Source organism: Arthrobacter sp. B3I4 (assembly GCF_030816855.1).
Taxonomy (GTDB): domain Bacteria; phylum Actinomycetota; class Actinomycetes; order Actinomycetales; family Micrococcaceae; genus Arthrobacter.
Map to the genome: position 1 here is coordinate 1,414,706 of NZ_JAUSYK010000001.1, position 24,290 is coordinate 1,438,995.

Annotated in this window: 20 protein-coding genes; 14 read left to right on the top strand and 6 right to left on the bottom strand. The window is 67.9% G+C overall.

Features of this window, described 5'->3' with window-relative positions; genetic code table 11:
* Window positions 1–3: 3 nt before the first annotated feature.
* The 6 genes from QFZ61_RS06660 (at window position 4) to QFZ61_RS06685 (ending at window position 6,024) form a co-directional block, all read left to right on the top strand.
* Window positions 4–657: an amino acid ABC transporter permease gene (locus QFZ61_RS06660; protein WP_307034484.1), complete on the top strand. Its 654-nt coding sequence runs from the start codon at window positions 4–6 to the stop codon at window positions 655–657.
* Window positions 658–718: 61 nt separating this feature from the next.
* Window positions 719–1,486, top strand: a complete 768-nt coding sequence (locus tag QFZ61_RS06665) for an amino acid ABC transporter ATP-binding protein (protein ID WP_307038036.1) — start codon at window positions 719–721, stop codon at window positions 1,484–1,486.
* A gap of 132 nt (window positions 1,487–1,618) precedes the next feature.
* Window positions 1,619–2,434 (top strand): MBL fold metallo-hydrolase, encoded by an 816-nt coding sequence (locus QFZ61_RS06670; protein WP_307034486.1) that lies wholly within the window; start codon window positions 1,619–1,621, stop codon window positions 2,432–2,434.
* Window positions 2,435–2,601: 167 nt separating this feature from the next.
* Window positions 2,602–3,963: a MinD/ParA family protein gene (locus QFZ61_RS06675; RefSeq protein ID WP_307034488.1), complete on the top strand. Its 1,362-nt coding sequence runs from the start codon at window positions 2,602–2,604 to the stop codon at window positions 3,961–3,963.
* Window positions 3,964–3,978: 15 nt separating this feature from the next.
* Window positions 3,979–4,713: a GAF and ANTAR domain-containing protein gene (locus tag QFZ61_RS06680; protein WP_307034491.1), complete on the top strand. Its 735-nt coding sequence runs from the start codon at window positions 3,979–3,981 to the stop codon at window positions 4,711–4,713.
* Between the two features lie 96 nt (window positions 4,714–4,809).
* Window positions 4,810–6,024, top strand: coding sequence for an MFS transporter (locus QFZ61_RS06685; protein WP_307034493.1), 1,215 nt, complete (start codon window positions 4,810–4,812; stop codon window positions 6,022–6,024).
* Here the strand turns inward: QFZ61_RS06685 and QFZ61_RS06690 are convergent.
* Window positions 5,926–7,092 (bottom strand): NAD(P)/FAD-dependent oxidoreductase, encoded by a 1,167-nt coding sequence (locus tag QFZ61_RS06690; protein WP_307034494.1) that lies wholly within the window; start codon window positions 7,090–7,092, stop codon window positions 5,926–5,928. The two genes, QFZ61_RS06685 and QFZ61_RS06690, sit on opposite strands and share 99 nt — an antisense overlap.
* A gap of 72 nt (window positions 7,093–7,164) precedes the next feature.
* Here QFZ61_RS06690 and QFZ61_RS06695 point away from each other — a divergent pair, with 72 nt between their 5' ends.
* The gene (locus QFZ61_RS06695) at window positions 7,165–7,779 is read left to right on the top strand and encodes a TetR/AcrR family transcriptional regulator (RefSeq protein ID WP_307034496.1); all 615 of its coding nucleotides are present in this window, start codon (window positions 7,165–7,167) and stop codon (window positions 7,777–7,779) included.
* Window positions 7,780–7,824: 45 nt separating this feature from the next.
* On the opposite strand, the gene QFZ61_RS06700 is transcribed toward QFZ61_RS06695, so the two are convergent.
* A complete protein-coding gene (locus QFZ61_RS06700; RefSeq protein ID WP_307038038.1) occupies window positions 7,825–8,778 on the bottom strand; it encodes a phosphatase PAP2 family protein in 954 nt (317 codons plus the stop codon).
* Between the two features lie 141 nt (window positions 8,779–8,919).
* Here QFZ61_RS06700 and QFZ61_RS06705 point away from each other — a divergent pair, with 141 nt between their 5' ends.
* From QFZ61_RS06705 to menD, 4 genes are all read left to right on the top strand, one after another.
* Entirely contained in the window at window positions 8,920–9,930 is a 1,011-nt protein-coding gene (locus tag QFZ61_RS06705; protein WP_373427192.1) for an o-succinylbenzoate synthase, read from the top strand.
* Between the two features lie 159 nt (window positions 9,931–10,089).
* The gene (locus QFZ61_RS06710) at window positions 10,090–12,168 is read left to right on the top strand and encodes a PhoX family phosphatase (RefSeq protein ID WP_307034500.1); all 2,079 of its coding nucleotides are present in this window, start codon (window positions 10,090–10,092) and stop codon (window positions 12,166–12,168) included.
* A gap of 176 nt (window positions 12,169–12,344) precedes the next feature.
* The gene (gene argS / locus QFZ61_RS06715; RefSeq protein ID WP_307034502.1) at window positions 12,345–14,111 is read left to right on the top strand and encodes an arginine--tRNA ligase; all 1,767 of its coding nucleotides are present in this window, start codon (window positions 12,345–12,347) and stop codon (window positions 14,109–14,111) included.
* Between the two features lie 65 nt (window positions 14,112–14,176).
* Entirely contained in the window at window positions 14,177–15,934 is a 1,758-nt protein-coding gene (gene menD / locus QFZ61_RS06720) for a 2-succinyl-5-enolpyruvyl-6-hydroxy-3-cyclohexene-1-carboxylic-acid synthase (RefSeq protein WP_307038040.1), read from the top strand.
* A 330-nt stretch (window positions 15,935–16,264) separates the two neighbouring features.
* Here the strand turns inward: menD and QFZ61_RS06725 are convergent, their stop codons facing one another.
* The 4 genes from QFZ61_RS06725 to QFZ61_RS06740 all read right to left on the bottom strand — a co-directional run bounded on the left by QFZ61_RS06725 (window position 16,265) and on the right by QFZ61_RS06740 (window position 20,621).
* Window positions 16,265–17,041 (bottom strand): amino acid ABC transporter ATP-binding protein, encoded by a 777-nt coding sequence (locus QFZ61_RS06725; protein WP_307034504.1) that lies wholly within the window; start codon window positions 17,039–17,041, stop codon window positions 16,265–16,267.
* Window positions 17,038–17,997, bottom strand: coding sequence for an amino acid ABC transporter permease (locus QFZ61_RS06730; RefSeq protein WP_307034506.1), 960 nt, complete (start codon window positions 17,995–17,997; stop codon window positions 17,038–17,040). Before QFZ61_RS06730 ends, QFZ61_RS06725 begins: the two co-directional genes overlap by 4 nt.
* 38 nt (window positions 17,998–18,035) lie before the next feature.
* Window positions 18,036–18,992: an ABC transporter substrate-binding protein gene (locus QFZ61_RS06735; RefSeq protein WP_307034508.1), complete on the bottom strand. Its 957-nt coding sequence runs from the start codon at window positions 18,990–18,992 to the stop codon at window positions 18,036–18,038.
* A 183-nt stretch (window positions 18,993–19,175) separates the two neighbouring features.
* Window positions 19,176–20,621, bottom strand: coding sequence for an isochorismate synthase MenF (locus QFZ61_RS06740; RefSeq protein ID WP_307034510.1), 1,446 nt, complete (start codon window positions 20,619–20,621; stop codon window positions 19,176–19,178).
* Between the two features lie 87 nt (window positions 20,622–20,708).
* Between QFZ61_RS06740 and QFZ61_RS06745 the strand changes: the two genes are divergently transcribed.
* From QFZ61_RS06745 to QFZ61_RS06755, 3 genes are read left to right on the top strand one after another with little or no spacing between them, the layout of a single operon-like run.
* Window positions 20,709–21,512: a demethylmenaquinone methyltransferase gene (locus QFZ61_RS06745; RefSeq protein ID WP_307034512.1), complete on the top strand. Its 804-nt coding sequence runs from the start codon at window positions 20,709–20,711 to the stop codon at window positions 21,510–21,512.
* Window positions 21,513–21,524: 12 nt separating this feature from the next.
* Entirely contained in the window at window positions 21,525–22,865 is a 1,341-nt protein-coding gene (locus QFZ61_RS06750; RefSeq protein ID WP_307034514.1) for a geranylgeranyl reductase family protein, read from the top strand.
* Complete coding sequence (locus QFZ61_RS06755) at window positions 22,862–23,962, top strand: polyprenyl synthetase family protein (RefSeq protein ID WP_307034515.1); 1,101 nt, start codon at window positions 22,862–22,864, stop codon at window positions 23,960–23,962. Before QFZ61_RS06750 ends, QFZ61_RS06755 begins: the two co-directional genes overlap by 4 nt.
* Window positions 23,963–24,290: the final 328 nt, after the last annotated feature.

A 24,290-nucleotide genomic window follows, 5' to 3' on the forward strand; every position in this document is an offset into this window, starting at 1 on the left:
CCAGTGGACTTCATTACTAACACCCTGGCGGTGTTCCCGGCCCTCCTGCAGGCCGTTCCCGTCGTCGTCCAACTCGCGCTCGGGGCCATGGCGATGGCCCTCGTGCTGGGTCTCCTGGTGGCCCTGGCCCGTATCTCCTCGAGCAAAATCCTCCGCGGCATTGCCACGTTCTACCTTGAGGTGATTCGCGGTACTCCGCTGCTGGTGCAGCTCGTCTATATCTTCTTTGTCCTTCCCAGCATCGGCGTGAGTATCGAACCCGTGCCGGCCGGCATCCTGGGCCTGGGCCTCAACTACGCCGCATACCTCTCGGAAGTTTTCCGGTCGGCGATCCTCTCCGTGGAACATGGCCAGACCGAAGCGGCCTTGTCCCTCGGCTATACACCGAGCAGAACCCTGTGGAAGGTGGTAATTCCGCAGTCCTTCGTGGTCTCCATGGGGCCCATCGGCAACTACTTCATCGCCATGATCAAGGACACCGCACTGACATCGGTGATCGCCGTAACCGAGATCCTGAAGACCGCCAACATCCTCAACAGCCAGACCTTCCAAACCACCGCCATCTATACGGCGGCAGCGGTTCTTTATCTCATCATCAGCCTTCCACTCTCGCGCGTTGTGGTTGTGCTGGAACGAAAGGCACGGGCCAGTGGCTGAGGAAACAATTATCGACGTCCGGGACGTCCACAAAACGTTTGTCTCCCAGACAAAGCCGGGCCTGTGGCGGAGGCTTCTCGGCAAGCCCCACGTGCAAAAACGGGTGGAGGTCCTCAAGGGCGTAGACCTCGTAGTCCACCGTGGCGAGACGATCGCGATTCTGGGGTCCAGCGGGTCCGGCAAAAGCACCCTGCTGCGCTGCATCAACAAGCTTGAAACCATCGATGCCGGCCGCATCTACGTCAACGGCCACCTGATCGGCTACGAGGAGCGTGGCGGTGAACTGTTCGACGAGAAAGCGTCCATCACGGCCCAGAAACGAACCGACATCGGGTTTGTCTTCCAGCACTTCAACCTGTTCCTGAACAAAACGGCACTGGGCAATGTCATGGCGCCGTTGCGGGACGTAAAGAAACTCTCTGCGGCGGACGCCAGGAAGGTCGCCGTTCCCAACCTCGAAATGGTGGGCCTCGGGGACAAGATGGATAACTTTCCCAGCAAGCTTTCCGGAGGCCAGAAACAACGCGTCGCCATCGCCCGTGCGCTCGCGATGGAGCCCAGCGTCATGCTCTTTGACGAGCCAACCTCGGCCCTGGACCCGGAGCTGGTGGGTGAGGTCCTGTCCGTCATCAAGAAGATAGCCCAGCAGGGAACCACCATGGTGATCGTCACGCACGAGATGCAGTTCGCGCGGGACATCGCCGACCGCATCGTCGTCATGGACCAGGGCGTCATCGTGGAAGAAGGTCCACCCAGCCAAATCTTCACCACTCCGCAGCACCCGAAAACGCGGGCGCTGCTGAGCCGCTCGGGAATCCTGCCGGCATAACAGGGGACCAATGGGTGACCGCGACGCCGTACCGGTGCCGTTACCGGGGATTCACTGGTCCCGGTAGGTAGAATCGAGGCCTGAACATCGCACCAAGGACGGCGGCCAAGCGCGCCGGAATACGGAGATTTCATGTCACGATGGCTCGAAGTCGGCCAGGGCAACTATGTGCTGACCACCCAAGGCTCCCTGCTCAATACCGGGCTGATTGTGGGCACCGAGCGGGCCATGGTGATCGACACCGGCGGCGGGCCTCGACAGGGCCGGGAGATCCTCGCCGCCGTGCGGGAAAAGACGCAGCTGCCGCTCGTGGTCGTCAACACGCACGCCCACTATGACCACTTCTTCGGCAACGCCGTGTTCGCCGACGACGGCGTGACGGAATTCTGGGGGCATGAAAACTGCGCGGCGGAGATCGAGGAGAACGGGGACGGCCAGCGGCGGCTCGTGACGGCGGACGAGCCCGAGATGGCCGCCGGTGAAGGCGACGGGGTGGACCTCGTGGTACCCAACGCCATCGTCAGGGACCAACCCGTCCTGGTGGATCTGGGCGGCCAGAGCGCCACCTTGTTCTATCTCGGACGCGGCCACACTGACGGTGATCTGCTGGTGGGAACCGGCACCACCTTGTACGCCGGCGACCTGGTGGAACAGGGGGCGCACCCGTCCTTCGAGGACTCCTTCCCGGAGGAATGGGCCGGTGCCCTGCGGCATATTTCCGCACTGCGGCACCGCTACGAATTTCTGATCCCCGGCCACGGGGAACCCTGCAGCGACCAGTTCGTCAAGACCATGGCCAGCACCATGAACACTGCGGTCCGGCAGGCCACCCAGGCAACCCGGGAAACCCCGGACGACGCCACCAAGGCCATCCCGATCCTGCCCTATGGGCCGGAGCAGTCCCGGTGGTTTATCCGGCGCCTGCAGGAGACCCGCGCGCATCAGTAAGCATGGTCAGGACTGGCGGCGGAACCGCGGCCCACTCCCGCGCGGACGCAGTGCAGAAGTGGCCAAAGATAAGGGTGCTCCCTACTGCGCCTAGACTTGGTCCTTGAAAGAAGTTCCATCAAGCGCCGCAGCGTGCTCCGCTGTGAGTCCTGGGGGAGAACCAACACATGCCCGAACCGGTGGAAGACAACGCAGCTGCCACTGCTGAACACTCAGGACAGCCTGAACTCCGCCGCCGCCGCGACTTGCGTCGCGTCGACGGCGAGGACCCGGCTGCCCGGACAGGAACCATGCCGGTCATCAACCCGCGCAGCGTCCCGGCGGACGCTGCCGAACCGCCCGCCCGCCCCACACAACGCAGCAGTTCCTGGGCGCAGGCCGCCGAAGCCGCCGACGAGCGGTTCGGCAACCCCGCCACCGGCACCACGCCGGTGATCAGCCAGGTGCCGGCCGCGCCCCCGCAGCCCGCCGCTGCGCCGGCCTCGGAGCAGCCCGCCCGCCCGGACCGCCCGGCTGCCCCCGGATCGGCGCCCTCGGTCCCGGCCCTGCCTACCCGGTCCGCCCGGTCGGCGACCCGGGCCGCGGCCCTCAGCGCGCCGGCACCGGATTTCATCAGCTCACCGGGGCTGTTCGTCCGGGAGCAAAAGCCGCGCCCGGTCGGCGGCCTTCGGGGCGCGCTCTACAAAATGACGGGCGGCAGCCTGAACCTCGGCCCCAGCGCCCGGCAGCGCGAAGAGGACGAGCTGGCCCGCCGGATCTCCCGGCAGCTCCAGGGCAGCTACAACACCGCCGTGTTGAGTCTCAAGGGCGGCATCGGTAAGACTTCCACCACCGTCGGCGTCGGCCTGACGCTGGCCGAATACCGGGGCGATCCGCCGTGCGCCATCGACGCGAACCCGGATTCCGGGGACCTGGTGGAGCGCGCCCTCGGGGAGGGGATTTACCAGCAGCAGGCTCCGAGGACCATCAGCGACCTGCTGAAGAACGTTGACTCCATCGACTCGCTGACCGCGCTGGCCCGCTACATGCACCACGCGGGCCGGCTGCACCTGATCGCCGGAGAACAGGATCCGGAGGTGTCCGATTCGCTCACCGCGGAAGAGTACCTGCGCATCCGCAAGCTAATTTCGGGCTACTACTCCGTGGCCCTCACCGACTGCGGCACCGGCGTCACGCACAACGCCATGAGTGGAATTCTGCAATCCGCGGACAACCTCATTATCGCCGCAGGCTATGCCGTCAGCGGGGCCAAACGGGCCCGCAGCACCCTGCACTGGCTCGCAAGCCATGGTTACGAGGACCTGGCGCGCAACGCCGTCGTCGTCATCACCGACAAAGATGAAGTCTCCTCCCGGGTGGACAAGGACGCCATCGAGGACCACCTCGCCGGCATCTGCCGCCAGCTGATCGCCGTCCCGCACGACCGCGGGGTGGCCGACGGCGACCTCGTCACGCTCGACGCGTTGCGGCCGGAGACCCGGCGGGCGTACCGCGAAATTGCCGCCGCAATCGTCGATGGCTACGTTTAGGCGCTACCTTTAGGGATGAGCAATTACACCGCGGACGACGCTGCCCTTCAGCTGCAAGACCTCATTATGGGCACAGACAGCGTCGAAGACTTCCTTGCCCGCCTGGCGAAATTCTCTGCAGCGACCCTGAGCCACTCCATCGGGCAGGACATCGAATGCGGTGTGACGCTCCAGCGCCGGAAGAAATCCACCACCGTGGCCGGCAGCAGCGATGACGCCGTGATGCTGGACCGGATCGAACACCTCATGGGTGACGGGCCCTGCATCGAGGCCCTCCGAACCCAGGCGGTCGTGCTCCTTGCCGATGTCGGCACAGACCCGCGCTGGCCGAAATACCAGGCCGAACTCGCCACCCACGGCTGCCGTACCACCCTGGGCGTTCCGCTGGTCATCGGCGACGGCTCCGCCGCGGCGCTGAACTTCTTTGCCTTCGCACCCGGGGTGTTCACCCCCGACGTCGTGGCCGAAGCCGCTGGGTTCGCCGATCTCGCCGGGCGGGCCCTACGCCTGGCGGTGCGGATCGGCACCGCCCAGACACGCGCCGAAGACCTGCAGGCGGCCATGGAACACCGCACCACCATCGACCTGGCCTGCGGAGTCGTGATGGCGCAGAACCGGTGCTCGCAGGACGAAGCCATGCGCATCCTTACCAGGGTTTCCAGCAACCGGAACCAGAAGCTCCGGGTGGTGGCCGGGGATATCCTCGCCAACCTCACCGCCGGGGAAGTCCGCACCCACTTCGACGCCTGATCCTTCCGGCGGCTGCTGCTGGCGCCGGCTTTCCCGGCCCGACGTTCCCGGCCCGGCCTGCTCCGGCGCTCCCCGCCCGGCCCTAGGATAAAGGGGATGACCACCACAGACACGGCTGCCTTCAGCCTCCGCAGTATCGCCGTCCCCGCCTTCGGCCCGGCGCTGCTGTTCAGCATCGGCGAGGGCGCCATCCTTCCTGTGGTGGCCCTGTCCGCCCGCGACCTCGGTGCCTCCGTGGCCGTCGCCGCGCTGATCGTCACCCTGATCGGCCTGGGCTCGTGGTTCTTCAACCTCCCTGCCTCGGTCATCACCCTGAAGTTCGGCGAACGCTGGGCGATCGTAGGCGCGGCAGCCGCGAGCGCCGTCGCCCTGGCCGCCGCGGCAGTGGCTCCGCTGATACCGGGGGGGATCTGGCTGCTGGCCGCGGCGATGGTCGTCGTCGGCATGGCCGCGAGCGTCTTCAGCCTGGCCCGGCAGAAGTACTTGACCGAAGCCGTGCCGGTCGCCCTCCGAGCGCGGGCACTGTCCACGCTGGGCGGAGTGAACCGGATCGGCATCTTCATCGGTCCCTTCATCGGTGCGGCCGCGATGCATTTCGCCGGGCTGTCCGGCGCGTACTGGGTGGGCGTTGTCGGCATGGCTGCGGCCGCCGTCGTCTCCATCCGCATCCCTGACCTCGTGGCCAGGCCGACGGCAGACGGCGGCGTGCCCGTCCAGCAGGCCACGTTGCGCAGCGTCGCCGTCTCCCACGCCGGGGTGTTCCTGAGTCTGGGCATGGGGGTGCTGCTGCTGAGCGCGCTGCGGGCTTCCCGGCAGGTGGTGATCCCGCTCTGGGCGGATCACCTCGGGATGGACGCGACGCAGGCGTCCCTGATTTACGGGCTCTCCGGCGCCATCGACATGCTCGTGTTCTACCCGGCCGGCAGGCTGATGGACCGCAGGGGCAGGCAGTGGGTGGCCATCCCGTCAAACCTCATCATGGGCGCGGCCATGCTGCTGATCCCGCTCAGCACCGGCTTTGTCGGCTTGTTGCTCGCCGCCCTCCTGATCGGGTTCGGCAACGGCATCAGCTCCGGGTTGAACATGACCCTGGGTGCGGACTTCTCGCCAGACAACGGCCGCAGCCAGTTCTTAGGGCTCTGGCGGTTCCTGGCCGACGCCGGGGCCACCGGCGGCCCGGTGCTGCTCTCCGGCGTCACTGCCGCCGCCTCGCTAGGTGCCGGGGTAGCCGCCACCGGGGTGCTGGGGTTTGCCGCCGCCGTCGTCTTCGCGGTCACCATTCCCCGCCTTAGGCACCGCCGCAACTACTGAGCCGGCGCCGGTACGTCCTGCGAGATGCCGGACCACGTAAGCCGCGTCCCGGCCCACCCCGCCGATGAGGCCTGAAGTGAGGGCGTACTGGAAGGGCATGCCGACGAAGTACAACCCCGGTATCCGGGGGACAACGCCTCTTTTGGTCTCTGGCCAGCCCCATGGCGTCAACTCCAGCCCTTCGATCCAATCCAGGTCCGGGCGGTACCCAGTGGCCCAGATAACGGTCCGCACGGACGCGGGCCCGCCGCCATCGACCATGGGCCGACCCCCAGTTGTGCCAGACAACCGCGGAACGCGAACCACGCCGGCCGCGTCGAGGTCCTTCGGAGAAATCCGGATAAGGGGCGCTCCACGCTTGTGGAACTCCGATGCCACCTTGCGCCCAACGGGCGTGCGAAGCGTCAGGACTGAGTGGAGGAAGCTCCAATACACCCCGCCGGCATAGCGGAGCAGCAGGTCCGGAATGTGCGGGGTGGGCCGGCCTGAAAGCAGCACCCGGTGCGTCGCGGAGAGCTCCAGGGCGATCTCGGATCCTGAGGTTCCCGCTCCCACCACAAGCACCTCACCGTCTGGCACGTCGTCCGGGCCGCGGTAATTGGAGCTGTGAAGCTGTCGAATGGCGGGCTCCAGCCCGACCGCAGTCGCAGGAATCCGGGGGAGTGCGTTGGCGCCGGTGGCCACGATCACGTTGGCCGCCCGCACACTGCCTTTCGAGGTGCTCAGGGCAAATTCGTCCCCCGCCGAGGCGACTGCCTCCACCCGGATGCCGGTCCGAACCGGCAGGCCGAAATGCGCGACGTAGCTCTCGAGGTAGTCCGCGAAGTCGTTCTTGCCCGGGTACGTATTACGCGCCGCCGGGTAGGTGAGCCCAGGGAGTGCGTCGTGCTGCGCAGGGGTAAACAGGCGCAGGGATTCCCAGCGGTGGCGCCAGGACTCGCCGACCCGCGGGCCGGCCTCGAGGATCTCAAAGCGCTGACCAGTCCTGTTGAGCTGGTAACCGGCGGCAAGGCCGGCCGCACCTGCGCCGACAACCACGGCATCGAGACTTTCGCTGGACTGGTTCATCGTGGGCTCCTAGTAGTCTGCCCCCCAGTAATTAGAATACCGTTCTAATGACTGGAGCGGTAGTCTACCTTTATGGAAAGGACCACGAGGCGGGCGGTTCAGGCGGCCGCCACCCGGGCCGCCGTCGTCCAAGCAGCGGGACGACTGTTCGCCGCTGATGGGTACGTCCGCACGACGGTGGACGCGGTCGCCGCCGAAAGCGGCGTCGCCGTCCAGACCATCTACAACTCGGTGGGAAACAAGGCGGCGCTCCTCTCCGCAGTGCTCGACGAAGCCGCGGCAGGGCCGGGCGCGCGGGCCAGCGTGCTGGAACTCATGCGAGAGCGAACTCGGAACGCCGCCGACCTTCCCGCCCTGATCGCCGTGCTCGCAGACTGGTTCGTCGAAGTGCACCCGCGTACCGCCGGTATTAACGCGGTCATTGCCCGGGCAGCGGCTCTCGACGACGCCGCCGCGCGTCTGGAGAAGGAACGCGGGCAACAGCGGTTGCGGCGCTACGAGGAGGCCGCAGCGGCAGCAAGGGCGCGCGGCGGGCTCAGTTCCGGAATGACCGACGCCGAGGGGGCTGCCGCCATCTGGTCGCTCGGGCACCCGCAGGTCTACCGTGCCATGGTGCAGGACACCGGCTGGCCGGTGCCGGCCTACCGTGACTGGATGGCCGCAGCCCTTGCCGCCGTCCTTGCCTAACGGCACCGGCCTCAGGCGCCTCTCCCAGGGAAGCGCTACCGGGAGCTACCGGCGCCGTCGGGCGGCGTGGCCGAACAACCACACGCCGGCAACGGTGGCCAGGTAGCCGGTAATGACGATGAGCGAGGTGCCGGCCCAGAAGTAGTTCGTCGTGCTGCCCTCCTGCCAGGGTCCCGGCGCAATCTTCAGCAGCGAGTACGCGGCCACAGCAGCGGAGGCAAGGCCCGCCAGCACCGGGAGGGCAACCCACAGCCGGGCGGACGCCCAGTGCCGGTTGTAGCCCTCCCAGACATTCCAGCGCTGGCCGGAGCGCATAATCAGCCAGCCCGCGGGGAGAGTGAATGCTCCCACCATAAGGAAGGCGGCCACGACGTCGGCGGGACGGTGCCACTGATTGATGAGCGTTGACACCCCAGTGGCGACGGCGAAGCTGCCACCCAGGAAGCCGGCCAGCGGACGCCAGCGCGGTGAGACCATCAGGAAGACCGCCGCCGCGGCAGACGCAGCCAGGGTGGTGTGGCCGGAGGGAAGGGAGTTGAGTTCCAGGGTTTCAATTCCGCGGAACGGCCGGTCCGGGACGAGGTTCTTCAGGAGCTGGGTGGCAATGTTCGCCCCGGCAGCGGCCGCGACGGCGATCCCGGCCGCAGCCCAGCGGCGCTTAACCACGGTGACAACGGCGACCACCAGTGTGCCGATCAGCAGGGACAGCGCTGGCAGCCCGTCGAGGAGCTCGGTAGCGGCCTTGCCCGCGGTGCCATACATCCCAACGGCCTCCACCAGCGCCGATTCATCAATGAACTGGCCCGTGGTGGTGCGCACGAAGAAGTAATAGGTGGCAGCGACGCCCACAATGCAGCCGAGGGTGCCCAGCAGGAAAAGCAGACCGGAGGCCCAGCCCGGTCCGCGAGGGCCCGAAACCGGGCTCGCTGCGGCGCGGCCCCGGGGGTTCCGGTCCGGTGGCGCCTGTCGGGTGCTGCGTTCTTCTTGCCGAGAATTCATCGTCATACAGGGTCCCACAGAACACTGCGAGCCTGCTGAAGGGCCCGCGGCTTCGGTCCGTCTGCCACTGGTCATCCGATACCGCCTGTGCGCCGCAGGTAGAGTGAATCCATGCCACCCAGTGTCCGTCCTTTGCTCCCGATGCTCCCGACCGGGGCGCTTCCTGGCATTCAGGAAATCCTGGACACAGCCCGCGTGGTCAGCCTGCCGATGCGGGTAAAGTTCCGCGGCATCACCCGGCGCGAGGCCCTGCTGCTGGAGGGCCCGCTGGGCTGGGGCGAGTTCTGCCCGTTTCCCGAGTACGGCGACGCTGAGGCTTCCCGCTGGCTGGCCGCCGCCGTCGAGGCCGGCTGGCAAGGCTTCCCCGAGCCCCGGCGCTCGGTGATCCCGGTCAACGCCACCGTTCCCGCTGTCGCCGCGGACCGGGTCCCGGAGGTACTGGCACGTTTCGGCCGGGTGGATGCCGTCAAGGTCAAGGTTGCCGAGGCCGGACAGACGCTCGACGACGACGCCGCCCGCGTCGCCGCGGTGCGCCGAGCCCTGCCGGACGCTGCGATCAGGGTCGACGCCAACGGCGGCTGGGACGTTCCGGCGGCCGTGGAGGCGCTGACCCGGCTCGCCGCCGTCGGACTCGAGTATGCCGAACAGCCCGTGCCGGACATTACCGGTCTGGCCGAAGTCCGGCGCCTGCTGCGCGCCGCCCGCGTGCCGGTGCTGATTGCCGCGGACGAAAGCGTCCGCAAGGAGGACGACCCGCTCAAGGTGGCCCGGGCCGGCGCCGCCGACCTCATCGTCGTGAAGGTGGCGCCGCTGGGCGGAGTGCGCCGCGCCCTGGACATCGTGGCGCAAGCCGGCCTGCCCGCCGTCGTCAGCTCCGCGCTGGACACCTCCGTGGGCATCCGCGCCGGGCTGGCGCTCGCCGCGGCCCTGCCGGACCTGCCCTACGCCTGCGGGCTGGGCACCGTGTCCCTGTTGGCCGCCGACGTCACCCGCGACTCCCTGGTGCCCGACGACGGCGCGATCCGGCTCCGCTCCCTGACCGCCGACCCGGAGCTGCTCGCCGAGCACGCCGCCCCTGGCGAACGCCGCGACTGGTGGCTGGACCGGCTGCGGCGGGTCCACGCCGTCCTCGCCGCATCGACTGCTCCGTAACGGCCCCTCTGGACGCCGAGAACGGTGTTTACGGAGCAATGGATGGGTTTGAGCGGCATTCCTGGCGTTCACCCGGTCTTCATCTGGGGGACCGCTGTGCGTCGTCCGGCGCTGTCAGGGTGGCGGGGAAGCATCCCTCTGCCTTGGAAGGTCTCACCCATGTCTGTCTCCTCCGGACGCAAGTTCTCCCTGTTGCCCATGTTGGGCCACACCAAGGGCAAGCGCAGCCCTGTGACCTGCGCCCTCAAGTGCGACAACGCCTGCTCAGGTGAGGTCTGCAACAGCAGCTCCAACGGCTACTTCCGTGACATCGCCTCCGCCACCATGTCCCGCCGCACCGCCCTCGGGTTCGGCGCCGCCGGTGCGCTCGCCGTCGTCTTCGGCAACGCCGTGACCTCAGCGGAACCGGCAGCCGCGGGCGGCGCGGGCCTGTCCGCCGCAGCGAAGACCGGCTTTGGCAAGTCCAAGCTGAAGTTCACCGCGATCGCCCCGGTCGATGCCGCCGTCGACGCATTCAGCGTCCCGGCAGGCTTTGCCTGGCATCCGGTTATCCGCTGGGGCGACCCGCTCTTCAGTGACTCGCCTGCCTTCGACGTGGACCGGCAGAGCGCCGCCGCGCAGGCCCGCCAGTTCGGCTACAACAACGACTACACCGACATCCTGCCGCTGGACGGCAAGGACCGCCGGGCCGTGCTCTTCACGAACCACGAATACACGAACGAAGACATCATGTTTCCGGCCGGCTTCGACCCCGCGGAAACCCGGGCCATCGGCCGCGCCGCGCACGGCCTCACCGTCGTCGAACTGGAACGCAAGAACAAGAACAAGCCGTGGAATTACGTCCAGGGCGCGGCGCTGAACCGCCGCTTCCTGACCGACACCAGCTACGAACTGACCGGCCCGGCCGCAGGATCCGCCCTGGTCAGCACCGTCGCCGATCCGTCCGGCCGGACGATCAAGGGCACGCTGGGCAACTGCTCCGGCGGCACCACCCCTTGGGGCACCATCCTCTCCGGTGAGGAAAACTTCAACGGCTACTTCGTCTCGGCCGGAACCTCCGCCGCGGACAGGCGCTACGGCCTGACGAGCAAGCCCACCGCCCGGCAGTGGGAGCTTGATGACCCCCGCTTCGATACCCGCAACCCCGGCTACGCCAACGAAAGCAATCGCTTCGGCTGGATCGTGGAGGTGGATCCGTTCGACCCGACCTCGACGCCGCTGAAGCACTCCGCGATGGGGCGCTTCAAGCACGAGGGTGCCAACGTCATCGTGGCAGCGTCCGGACACGTCGTCGCCTACATGGGCGACGATGAGCGCTTCGACTACCTTTACAAGTTCGTCTCCGCCGGCAAGTACCGTGAGGGCGACCGGAAGCACAACATGACGCTGCTCTCCGAGGGTGACCTGTACGTCGCCAAGTTCACCGGCGACTCGCCCGCGGCGGACATCGACGGTTCCGGCAAGCTGCCCGCCGACGGCGCGTTCGACGGCGCCGGGGAATGGCTCGCGCTGACGGCGGGCGGCCGGTCCATGGTTCCCGGCATGTCGGTCGAGGAGGTCCTGGTCTACACGCGGCTCGCCGCGGACAAGGTCGGCCCCACCAAAATGGACCGCTGCGAGGACGTCCAGCCCAGCCTGCACACCGGCAAGGTCTACGTGGCCTGCACCAACAACACGGACCGCGGCAAGACCGGCAAGGAAGGCGCCACCGAGGTCAACCCGCGCACCCTGAACCGCGACGGCCACATCGTGGAAATCACCGAGGCCGGCGACCAGACCTCCACCAGGTTCAACTGGAACCTGCTGATGGTTTGCGGTGATCCGGCCAGGAACGCCTCGACCTACTTCGCAGGCTTCCCGGCCGACAAGGTCTCGCCGATCTCCTGCCCGGACAACGTGGCGTTCGACTCGGTGGGCAACCTGTGGATCTCCACGGACGGAGCCCCCTCGAGCACCGGCTACGCGGACGGGCTGTTCAAAGTCACGCTGGACGGGCCGGAGCGGGGCCGCGTGGAGCAGTTCCTCGCCGTGCCGCGCGACGCCGAAACCTGCGGGCCGGTCATCCACGATGAGGACCGGCACGTCTTCGTCGCGGTCCAGCACCCGGGCGAGGAGGGCTCCTTCGAGGCCCCGCACTCGGCCTTCCCTGACTACGTGCGCGCCGGGGCGACGCCGAAGCCGGGGCAGGCCCGCATCCCGCGCCCGTCCGTAGTCCAGGTCTTCCGCGCCGGCGACTAACCCGTCTCCTTTCCTGACGCTCTCGCAGATTTGGCGGCTTCCGGATCGACGCTCCCGCACATCTCGCCGCCGGACGGTGAGAGGTGCGGAGCGTTTCCGTTGTGGCGGCAGGAGCTGAGGGAGCGTCGGGGGTGGGCGGAACTGATAATTTGAACAGTGTGAATAATCCGGCTGAAATGGTTGTCCCCAGAGTCCAGGAAGCTATCGCGTCCGCGTTCGGCGAGGAGTACCGCCACACGGATCCGGTGATCAGGCCCTCGCAGTTCGCGGACATCCAGATCAACGCGGCCATGGCGCTCGCCCGGAAGGTCGGGCTGCCGCCTCGCGACGCCGCAGCCAAGATTGTGGAGGCCCTGGACCTCGACGGCGTCTGCAGCCTCGTGGAGATCTCCGGCCCCGGCTTCATCAACCTGACGTTCGACGGCACTTGGATCGAGGAACTGCTGAATGCGCCCGAGGCTGCCGGTGCCCAGCCGGGGCCGCTGCACCGCGTCGTCGTCGACTATTCCTCCCCGAACGTGGCCAAGGAAATGCACGTCGGGCACCTGCGCACCACTGTTGTCGGCGACAGCATCGTGCGGGTCCTCGAGGCGACCGGCCACACCGTCATCCGGCAAAACCACATCGGCGACTGGGGCACCCCGTTCGGCATGCTGATCGAGCACTGGCTTGAGGTGGGGGAGGACTCGCCCGAGGCAGCCCTGCTGGTCGATGACCCCAGCGCGTTCTACCAGGCAGCGCGCGCCAAGTTCGATGCCTCCGCCGAGGACCCGGACGGTTTCGCCACCCGGGCCAGGCTGCGCGTGGTGGCGCTGCAGGGCGGGGACCCGGAAACCTTCGCCGTATGGGAGCGGCTCGTGGCCCAGTCCAAACGTTACTTCAACGCGATCTACACCATGCTCGGGATCAGCCTCACCGACGACCACATCGCCGGCGAAAGCTCCTACGACGCGCATCTGGCACAGCTGTGCCAGGAGCTGGAGGAACGCGGCATCGCCCGGATCAGCGAAGGCGCGCTCTGCACCTTCCCGGCCGGTTTCACCGGACGCGACGGTGACCCGCTGCCGCTGATCATCCGCAAGTCCGACGGCGGCTACGGCTACGGCACCACCGACCTGGCCACCATCCGCTACCGGGTTCGCGACCTGCGGGCCGACCGGGTGCTCTACGTGGTGGGCGCGCCGCAGAACGTACACCTGCGGATGGTGATGGCCACCGCCCGCGACGCCGGGTGGCTGCCGGAGACGGTGGAAGCCACGCACGTGCAGATCGGCAACGTGCTCGGCGAAGACGGCAAGATCCTCAAGTCGCGGGCCGGGAACCCGGTCAAGCTGATGGCGCTGCTCCAGGAGGCCGTTGACCGGGCGCGGTCCGTCATCGACGCCAGCCGGCCCGAGCTCAGCGAGGAGGAACGGGCGGTCACGGCCCGGCAGGTCGGCATCGGTGCCGTCAAATACGCGGATCTCTCAACCGGCCACGACACCGAATACGTTTTTGACTTCGACCGGATGCTTGCGCTGACCGGCAACACCGGTCCATACGTTCAATACGCGGCTGCGCGGATCCGTTCCATCCTGCGTAAGGCAGGGACGCTGGAACAGCATCTCGCGGCGGCCCCGGGCAGTACCGCCGCGGCCCCCGCCGCCGGCGCGGTGCCCGCCGCGGTGATCGCCGTCGTTGAACCCGCCGAACGCGCGCTGGCGTTGCACCTGCTCGAGTATGACGCCACGCTGCGGAAAGTCGGTGAACTGCTCGAACCGCACCGGCTCTGCGCCTACCTGTTCGAACTCGCGCAGCTGTTCACCTCCTTCTATGACCAGTGCCCCGTGCTCAAGGCCGAGGAGACGGTGCGGGAGTCCCGGCTCGCGCTGTGCGGGCTGGTCCTGCGCAGGCTCTCCAGCGGCCTCGACCTGCTGGGCATCGAGACGCCGGAGAACATGTGAGCTCCGACGAGCCGTCCGCAGCCCGGACCCGGGACGGGGGGCTCGGCGCCGTCGAGGCCGCCCGGATGGCCGTCGCGGCGCTGATCGGCGCGGGGGTCCGCTACGTGGTGGTGGCCCCGGGATCCCGGTCGGCGCCGATGGCCTACGCCCTCGCCGAAGCCGACGCCTCCGGCCGCGTTGAACTGCTGGTCCGGATCGATGAACGCGACGCCGGTTTCACCGCGCTGGGTCTGGCCTTGGCCACCGGTGGCCCCGCGGCTGTGCTGACGACGTCGGGTACCGCCGTCGGGAACCTGCTGCCGGCCGTGATGGAGGCCAACCACGCCGCCGTGCCGCTGGTGGTCCTGTCCGCGGACCGGCCCGAGGAACTGCGCGGTACCGGCGCCAACCAGACCACCATCCAGCCGGACCTTTTCGGCGAACACGTCCGCTTCGCCGTCGACGTCCCGGCCGGCGAGAACCCGGTGCGGGCCGTCGAGACCGCGCTGAGCGCCGCCACGGGTGCCTTCGAGGACATCCCGCCAGGACCGGTGCAGCTGAACCTCGCCTTCCGCGACCCGCTGGTTCCCGCAGCCGCTGAAGGCCTGAACGACGCTGCCGGCCGCCGGGTCCACCACGCGCCGCGGCAGCCGCTCGTGCTGGACTTTCCCGCAGCGTCCGCCGCGCTGCCCGAACGGCGCACCGTGGTCCTCGCCGGGCACGACGCCGGGCCTGTCGCCGAGGCCTTCGCGCGCGCGCACGGCCTGCCGCTGCTCGCGGAGCCCTCCTCCAACGCCCGCTTTGGCCCCAACGCGGTGGGCCCGTACCGGCTGCTGCTCGAGCACTTCGGCCCCGAATCCGGCCAGCCGATCGAACGGGTGGTGCTGTTCGGCCGGCCCACCCTTTCCCGCCCGGTGTCCGCCCTGCTGGCCCGCGCCGACATCCCGTCCGCCCTCTACCAGCCGGTCCCGGTGGCCTGGTATGAGCCGGGCCGGCGCACCGAACTGCCACTGGAAACCCTGGCGGACTTGGCTGACTTCGCCGGCCGGGGCCCTGCGGCGTGGCTCGATGCCTGGTTGCTGGCCGGCGCTGCGGCCCAGCACGCCCTGGACCAGGTGCTGTCCGGGACGGCTTCAGGGCCGGAGACCTCGGGGCCGGAGACCTCGGGGCCGGCCGCCTCCAGCCCGGAGGCGCAGGCGTCCGCAGGGGCCTCGGCTTCAGGACCCGCCGCTTCCGGGCCCGCGGTAGGTGCGTTGGTCTGGCAGCACGCGCGCGGGCAGCTCGTCCTGGGCTCGTCCAACGGAATCCGTGACGTCGACTTGGCCGGAGCGCCGCCGCAGGAACCGCAAGCCACCGTCTTCGCCAACCGGGGACTGGCCGGAATCGACGGCACCCTGGCCACGGCCACCGGCATCGCCGTCGGCGGCCGGCAGGAAACCACCGTGCTGCTGGGCGACGTCACCTTCCTGCACGACGCCGGCGGCCTGCTGCTGGGCGCGGGGGAAGCGGATCCTCCGTTGCGGATCGTGGTCCTCAACGACGCGGGCGGTGCGATCTTCGGGCTCCTGGAGCACGGCGCCGTCGAACAGTCGGGCCGTTACGGCACCGCCGTCGAACGCCTCTTCGGCACTCCGCACACCGTGGACCTCTCCGCGCTGGCCGCCGCGTACGGCGTCGGGCACCGCGCGGTCAACAGGACGGCGGAACTCGCTGCAGCACTGGCCGAACCGGTGCAGGGGCGCAGCATCATCGAGGTCCGCACGGAGCGGCAGGGCCTGCGGGAGCTGCACGGACGGATCCGCGCCGCCGTGGCGGCCGCCGTCACCGGGGCCCCCGGCGGCTAAACCCAGCGTCGCCGCCCGGTCGACTGGCTCAGCGCTTCGTCGCGGGATAGGTCCGACGCTCCTGCCCAGTTACCTCGCCGGAACCGCCGCCCGGCCGCCCGGCACACCGGGCTTTCCCGCGTGTCGGTCCACCCTCGGCCGGAGGAACTGGGCGGGAGCGTCCCGCCCGGCCGTCTCCGCTCCCAGTCCGTCCTGCCGGCGCCGCTTTCCACGCCTGGCCGTCTCCGCGCCGCACCTGGTCTCCGCGCCGCACCTGGAATCTGGGGCGCAAAAAGACAGCCGCTACGTGGATCCACGTAGCGGCTGTCTGAAGTCGGTGCAGTCCCGACTCTAGAGCACCCGGCTCAGGAACTCCTTGGTGCGGGCGTGCTGCGGGTTGGACAGCACCTCGCGCGGGTCGCCGGACTCGACGACGACGCCGCCGTCCATGAACGTCAGCCGGTCCCCGACCTCGCGGGCAAAACCGATTTCGTGGGTCACCACGATCATCGTCATGCCGGACTTCGCGAGGTCCTTCATGACGTTCAGGACGTCGCCCACCAGCTCCGGGTCGAGGGCCGAGGTCGGCTCATCGAAGAGCATCAGCTCCGGATCCATGGCCAGGGCCCGGGCGATGGCGACGCGCTGCTGCTGCCCGCCGGACAGCTGTGAGGGGTAGTGCCCGGCGCGGTCCGCCAGACCTACCCGGTCCAGCAGCTCAAGGGCCCGTTTCCGGGCCGTTTCCTTTGACTGGCCCTTGACCTGGACCGGGGCTTCCATGATGTTCTGCAGCGCGGTCTTGTGCGGGAACAGGTTGAAGCGCTGAAACACCATGCCGATTTCGCGGCGCTGGGCCGCGATCTCCTTGGTCTTAAGGTCATGCAGGCGGCCGTTGACCTCACGGTAGCCGATCAGGTCGCCGCCCACCGAGATCCGCCCGGCGCTGATGGTTTCGAGCAGGTTCACGCAGCGGAGCATGGTGGACTTGCCGGAACCGGAGGGCCCGATGACCACCGAGACTTCGCCTTGGTTGACGGTCATGTCGATGCCGCGCAGCACATGGTGCTGGCCATAGAACTTGTGCAGGCCTTCGATCTTGACCAGCGGCTTTTCTGCGGTGATCGTCATCGTGCACTCTCCTCGGGGAAGTCCGTCTCAATCGAGCGCTTGACGTCAGCGCCTCCACCGGCGGCCTTGGCGGCACCGGGGTTCACCGCCGCCGGAGCCAGGTTGTCCACGCCCTTGCCGTAGTAGGCCTCAATGAAGTGCTGGCCGACCATCAGGATGCTCGTGATGACCAGGTACCAGATGGCGGCCACGATGAGCAGCGGTACCGGCAGGTACGTCCGGTTGGCCAGCGTGTTGGTGGCGAAGGTCAGGTCCAAAGTGAACGGCACTGCCAGCACCAGCGAGGTGGTCTTCAGCATGCCGATGGTCTCGTTGCCGGTCGGCGGGACAATGACACGCATGGCCTGTGGCAGGATGATCCGCCACATGATCTTGGTCTTACCCATGCCCAGTGCCTCGGCAGCTTCCATCTGGCCGCGGTCCACGGACTTCAGGCCTGCCCGGAAAATTTCCGCGAGGTACGCGGACTCGTTCAGGCCCAGACCAAGGATGGCAGCGACCGTGGCGGTGACGATGACGCTGGTGTCCACGCTGAAGAGCTCGGGCCCGAACGGGACGCCCGCGCTCAGCTTCGGATAGAGGACCGAGATCAGTCCCCAGAACACCAGCTGCGTGTACACCGGAGTGCCGCGGAAGAACCAGACCCACACCCAGCTGGACCAGCGGAAGACCGGGTTGTCGGACTGCCGCATGAAGGCCAGCAGGATCGCCAGGATGATGGCCAGGACCATGGACGCAACGGTCAGCAGCAGAGTCCAGCCGACACCCTGGACAACCTTGACATCCAGAATGTAGGTGCCGACGATGTCCCAGCGGAAGTTGGTGTTCGTGAACAGAGACTGCAGGAACACGGCCAGGAAGCCGAGGATGATGACCGCGCTGAGCCACCGGCCGGGGTGCCGCACCGGAACCGATTTATTCAGTACCGGCGCGCCGTTGCCCTGGTGGCCGTTCATCCCTGTTGCACCTGAGGAGCGGTCGGTGGCGGGGAGACTCAAGACCCGGCCGCCGGGTTAACTTCGGAGTTCGTGATGGCACCTTCAGCGTTGCCCCAGCCTTCGAGGATCTTCTTGTAGGAGCCATCCTCAATCAGCTTCGTCAGGGTCTTCTGGACGACGTCGGCCAAGGCAGTATCGGACTTGGCCACCGCGATGCCCTGGGGAGCGGCGTCGTAGACGTCGCCGAGCTTTTCCAGCTGTCCGTTGGTCTGGGTCAGTGCGTAGCCAATGATGGGGGAGTCAGCCGTCATGGCATCGATGCTGCCGTTCACCAGGCGGGTGGTGACATCCGTCTGGTTCTTGAGCGTGACGATGTCGATCGGCTTCTTGCCTTCGGCCGTGCACTTCTTGTTCCGGTCGGAGAGATCCGGGTCTTCCTGCACGGTGCCGGTCTGGACACCGATGGACTTGCCGCAGACGTCATCCAGGGAGAACTTCTTCGGGTTGCCCTTCTGGACGGCCCAGGTGGTTCCGGCGTTGAAGTAGCTGACCATGTTTACCGCGCCGAGGCGCTCCTTGTTGATGGTGAAGGAGGAGATGCCGAGGTCGTACTTGGGGCCGAGCGCCGGAAGGATCCCGGTGAACTCCGCGGTCTGGACCTGGACCTTCAAACCTAGGGTCGCGCCGATCGCCTTGGCGATGTCGACGTCGTAACCCACCGGGGTCTGGCCGTCGGTACCGAGGAACTCGGCAGGGGCGTAGCTGGTGTCCGATCCGACGGTCAGGGTGCCCTTGGACTTGATGGCCGCCGGGACCATGGCCGCGAGCGAGTCGTCCTTCTTGACGGTCGTGGGGTCGAAGCTTGCCTTGCTGCTGCCGGAGGGAGCAGCGCCGCCGCCGCCCGTGCCGGTTTCGGAAGCATTGGTGCAGGCCGAGAGGGCCAGGGCGCCGACGGCGAGCACGGTGGCAGCCTTGAGCTTGGAGCTGCTCAGGAGCGTACGGGAGATCTGCATTTTTCTTACCTTTTGTTGCAGGGGACGCGAAGACTAAGTCGGGTTATAGTGTATCGCCGAACAAGAGATGTACATCACAGAAAACTAAGTTTCACTATTGGATAACTAAACAGCTGCAGAATGCAAGACGGGGCCGAGGCCCGGTGTCTGACATACCGGACCGCGGGCGGGGTCAGTAAGGGATCAGCTGCTGATGCCGAGAGACTCAAGCATGGGGCGGAATTTGGCCCACGTTTCGGCCAGCTCCGACTCCGGCACAGAACCCTCTACGACACCGCACCCGGCATACAACCGTACGGTGTCCGGTCCTTCGATGACGGCTCCGCGCAGAGCGATGCCCCACTCGCCGTTGCCCGCCGCGTCCAGCCAGCCGACCGGGCCGGCGTAGGGGCCGCGGTCGAGGTGCTCAAGCTTGCGGATCAGCGCCCCGGCCACCTGGGTGGGCGTGCCGCAGACCGCCGCGGTGGGGTGCAGCGCATTGATCAGGGCCAGGCAGGTGGGCACGTGGCCTTCGACCTCGGTGAGTTCGGCCTTCACGTCCGAGGCCAGGTGCCAGACGTTCGGCAATTCCAGGATAAACGGCTCGCTGTGCGCGTTCATCGCCTCGGAGAAGGGCGCCAGCTGTGTGGTGAGCGACTGGATGGCAATGTCGTGTTCGTGCCGCTGCTTCTCGGATCCGGCCAGCGCACGCTCGGCGAATTCCATCGGTGAGCCGGCCATGCCGTCGGCGTCGCGGCGGTCCAGGGTTCCGGCAAGGACACGCGCCTGCGCCGTGCGGCCTTCCACCTGGATCAGCATCTCCGGGGTGGAGCCCACCAGGCCGTCGACGCCGTAGGTCCAGCACTCCCGGTACCGGACCGCGAGCTGGCGCAGGATTTCGGCAGCGTTCACGCCGTCGGGCACGGTGGCCACGATGTCCCGGGCCAGCACCAGCTTCTCCAGCGCGCCGGTGCGGATTTCCGTGACACCCTCGGCGACGGCGGTCATCCAGTCAGCCTCGCTGAGCGAGCCGGTGCTCAGCTTGGCCTCCCGGGCCGGTTGCTGCCCTGCCGACGCCGGGGCCGCCGACGCCGGGGCCGCGGCGACGCCCCCGGGGGCTCCCGAAGACGCTGCCGCCGACGACGGCGCTACTTCCGCCGGCGCTGCGGCGTCGACCCGGATGATGCCGGAACCTTCGGCGTCGGGTACGTCCAGCCAGCGGCGCAGGGCGGCGCGGGCGCCTGCCTCGGTGAGTTCGGCGCCGTCGAAGGTGAGCTGCGTCAGCCAAGCCGTGCCGTCGCGCAGGCCCACCACGACCTCGGGAACCACCAGGCGGGACTCGTGCGCCGACGTCTTGGAGAAGGCGAAGGACCCGAAGGCCACCGGACCGGTGCCGGGGCACCCGACGGTGTCCGCGACCTCGGCTTCAAGGACCAGGTGGCGCCACCAGATATCCGCCTCGAGGAACCGCTCCGGTCCGGTGGCGGTGAACCGGGCCACTTCACCGAAGCCCACCAGTCCGGCCTCGCGGCGCGTCCAGCAGAATACGTCGTCGCGGACCAGGAACGACGGCAGACCCCCAGGGAACGAATCTGCATCGAGGGGGACTGTCAGTGTCCGAATAATTCTGGTATGGAACGCGCTCGTCATGATGAGACAACACTACTCCCGACGTCCCCCGCGGCTTGGCCGGTCCGGCGGTTAGGGGGTGGCTCGAAGTTTTGAGACAATAACGGGGTGAACCGAGCATCCTTGGATAAGCGTCCGGACGAAGTAGCGACGATGTTTGACGACGTCGCCCCCAAATACGACGTCGTCAATGATGTCCTGTCGATGGGGCAGACGCGGCGCTGGCGCCGGATTGTCGTGGAGGCCATGGATGTGAAGGCCGGACAGCGCGTGCTCGACCTGGCTGCCGGGACCGGAACCTCGAGTGAGCCGTACGCCGACGCCGGGATCGACGTCGTCGCCTGCGACTTCTCGCTGGGCATGCTGAAAGTCGGCAAGCGCCGCCGTCCCGACATCAATTTCGTCGCCGGTGACGCCACCCGCCTGCCCTTCGCGGACAACACCTTCGATGCCAGCACCATCTCCTTCGGCCTGCGCAACGTCAACGAGCCCAAGAAGGCTCTGGCGGAGATGCTGCGGGTTACCAAGCCGGGCGGCAGGCTGGTCATTGCCGAGTTCTCCCAGCCGGTGGTGCCGCTTTGGCGCACCATGTACACCGAGTACCTGATGCGCGCACTTCCCGCGATCGCGGTCAAGGTCTCCTCCAACCCCGACGCCTACGTCTACCTCGCCGAATCCATCCGCGCCTGGCCCGACCAGGACCACCTCTCGGCCTGGCTGCAGGAAGCAGGCTGGGAAAGCGTGACCTACCGCAACCTCAGCGGCGGCATCGTGGCGGTGCACCGCGCACAAAAGCCCGGCGCTCCGGCTGCGGGCCCGGCAGCCGGTCCCGCTGCGGGCGCAAAGGCACTGGCGAACCACACCGGCCCCGTGGCCAAACTGCGGCGCAACATCACCCGGCCCGAGCGTTAGCCACCAGCTGCCGTGAAAGTACTGATCGTCGGGGCGGGGCCGGCCGGATCCACCGCCGCGTTCTACCTTGCGCAGGCCGGCCTTGACGTGACGGTGCTGGAAAAGACCAGCTTTCCCCGGGAAAAGGTCTGCGGTGACGGACTCACACCGCGTGCCGTCCGGGAAATCCAGAAGCTGGGCCTGCCGCATCCTGAAAGCGACGGCTGGCGGCGGAACAAGGGACTGCGCCTCATTGCCGGCGGCCGCACCATCGAACTGCCCTGGCCCGAGGTCTCCGACTTCCCGCAGTACGGCCTGATCCGGACGCGCCTCGGTTTCGACGAGGAGCTGGCCCGGCATGCCCAGTCCGCGGGCGCCGTCGTCCTGGAACGCCACAGCGTGACCGAGGCGCTCCGCTCCGAGAACGGCCGGGTGACCGGCGTCCGCGCCGCGCTGCTGGACGACGCCGGGCGCAAGACCGGCGAGACCCGCGACTTCGACGCCGACGTCGTCCTTGCCGCCGACGGGAACTCCTCCCGCACGGCCGTGTCGCTCGGCATCCAGAAACGCGACGACCGGCCGCTGGGCGTGGCCGTGCGCACCTACTTCACCAGCCCCCGGCACGACGACGACTGGATGGAAGGCTGGCTGGAGCTTTCCGGCCGCGACGGCAAACTGCTGCCCGGCTACGGCTGGATCTTCGGCGTGGGCGACGGCACCTCCAACGTAGGCCTTGGCATCCTGAACTCCTCCAAGGAATTCGGCAAGCTGGACTATAAGCAGGTCCTGCGCGAATGGACCGCAGCCATGCCCGCGGACTGGGGCTTCACCCCGGAAAACCAGGTCGGTGAGATCCGCGGCGCCGCGCTGCCGATGGGCTTCAACCGCACCCCTCACTACGCGCCGGGACTGCTGCTGCTCGGTGACGCCGGAGGCATGGTGTCCCCGTTCAACGGCGAGGGCATCTCCTACGCCATGGAGTCCGCCCGGTTCGCAGCCGAGTTCATCATCGACGCTTCGTCCCGTTCCGCTTCCGCCGGCTGGGGCGTTTCCGAAGCCGACGCGCGGCTCGCGGGCTACGCGGACTATGTGCGGGAGCAGTGGGGCTCGCATTTCACCCTGGGCCGCGCCTTCGCCGCGGTGATCGGCAAGCCCGCGGTGATGAAACTGGCGCTTCGAACGGGCATGCCCCTTCCGGTGCTGATGAAGTTCGTCGTCCGCTTGCTGGCCAACCTGACAGACCCCTCGGCCAAGGGGATCGAGGACCGGATGATCAGGGTGCTGGAAGCCCTCGTCCCGGCAACCTCCAATACCGGGGCCGTACCAGACTCAAATCCGCGGATTCCGCAACAAAAAGTTAGGGTTAACCCGTGACCAACTCTGCAGACCAAAGCTGGACGCACGCCGGACACGGCCTGCCGGGCGCTGAACCTGACCTCAACACCACCGCAATCGCCACCGGCCTCCAGCTGCCGGCCGGTTTCGCGGCCATCGCGGGCGACCCGGAACTCGGCCCTGCCATCACCACGAACCTGGCCCGGGTGGAGAAGAAGCTGCGCGAAGCCATCGCCAACTCTGATCCGCTGGCTGACGCAACATCACGGCACCTCGTCGAGGCCGGCGGCAAGCGTATCCGGCCGCTGCTGACCCTGCTCTGCGCTCACCTTGGCGACGCGTCGCTGCCGGCAGTGGTGCAGGCCGCCGTCGTCGTTGAACTGACCCACCTGGCCACGCTCTACCACGATGACGTGATGGACTCCGCCCCGTTCCGCCGCGGCGCCCCGACGGCGCACGAGGTGTGGGGCAACTCGGTGGCCGTGCTGACCGGCGACCTCATCTTTGCCCGCGCCTCCATCCTGGTCTCCGAGCTCGGTTCCCGAGCGCTGGGCATCCAGGCCCGCACCTTCGAGCGGCTCTGCCTGGGCCAGTTGCATGAGACCGTAGGCCCGCGGCCCGACGAGGATCCGGTGGAGCACTACCTCTCAGTCATCGCGGACAAGACCGGCTCGCTGGTGGCGGCGTCCGGCCAGCTCGGCGCGATCTTCTCCGGTGCCGATGAATCCTACGAGGCGCTCCTGGTGGAGTACGGCGAAAAGGTCGGCGTCGCGTTCCAGCTCGCCGACGACGTCATCGACGTCACCGGCGTCAAGGTCAAGTCCGGCAAATCGCCCGGCACCGACCTGCGTGAGGGCGTGCCGACCCTGCCGGTGCTGCTGCTGCGCAAGGCCGCGTTGGCTGGCGATCAGTCGGCAGTGCAGCTGTTGACGCTGATCGACGGCGATCTCAGCTCGGACGAAGCGCTCGCGGCCGCCGTAGCCGGACTGCGCGAACACCCGGTCACCGCGGAGTCCTGGACCGTGGCCCGCGCCTGGGCCGCTGACGCCGTCGCCGCACTCGCGCCCCTGCCCGAGGGAGTGGTCAAGGATTCGCTGACCAGCTTCGCGCACGCCGTGGTGGACCGCAGCAGCTAGGTTTCCGCGCGGGCGGCCCGGTTCTGGGGCTACGTGCGCCGGCCCCGTTCTTAAACGGTATGGCCCCGGTCCTTCACAACGTTTCGAGTCGACCGTTGTGCGGGGGCCGGGGCCATTTCTCCGTTCGCATCAGATTCACCGGAGGCATTTAGTGAACCCGTGAACCAGCATATGACAGGTGTGTCATGCTGTCTAGAGATTCTGTAAATCTGCTGTCATGAACTTAGCCAGTGCGGAACCCAGACCATCACCGCCCCGGCTATTGCCCGGCGCTGCCGCGCCTTGACGTTCGCGTGCCGTGGCCACCGTCAATATGCTGGATGGGTTG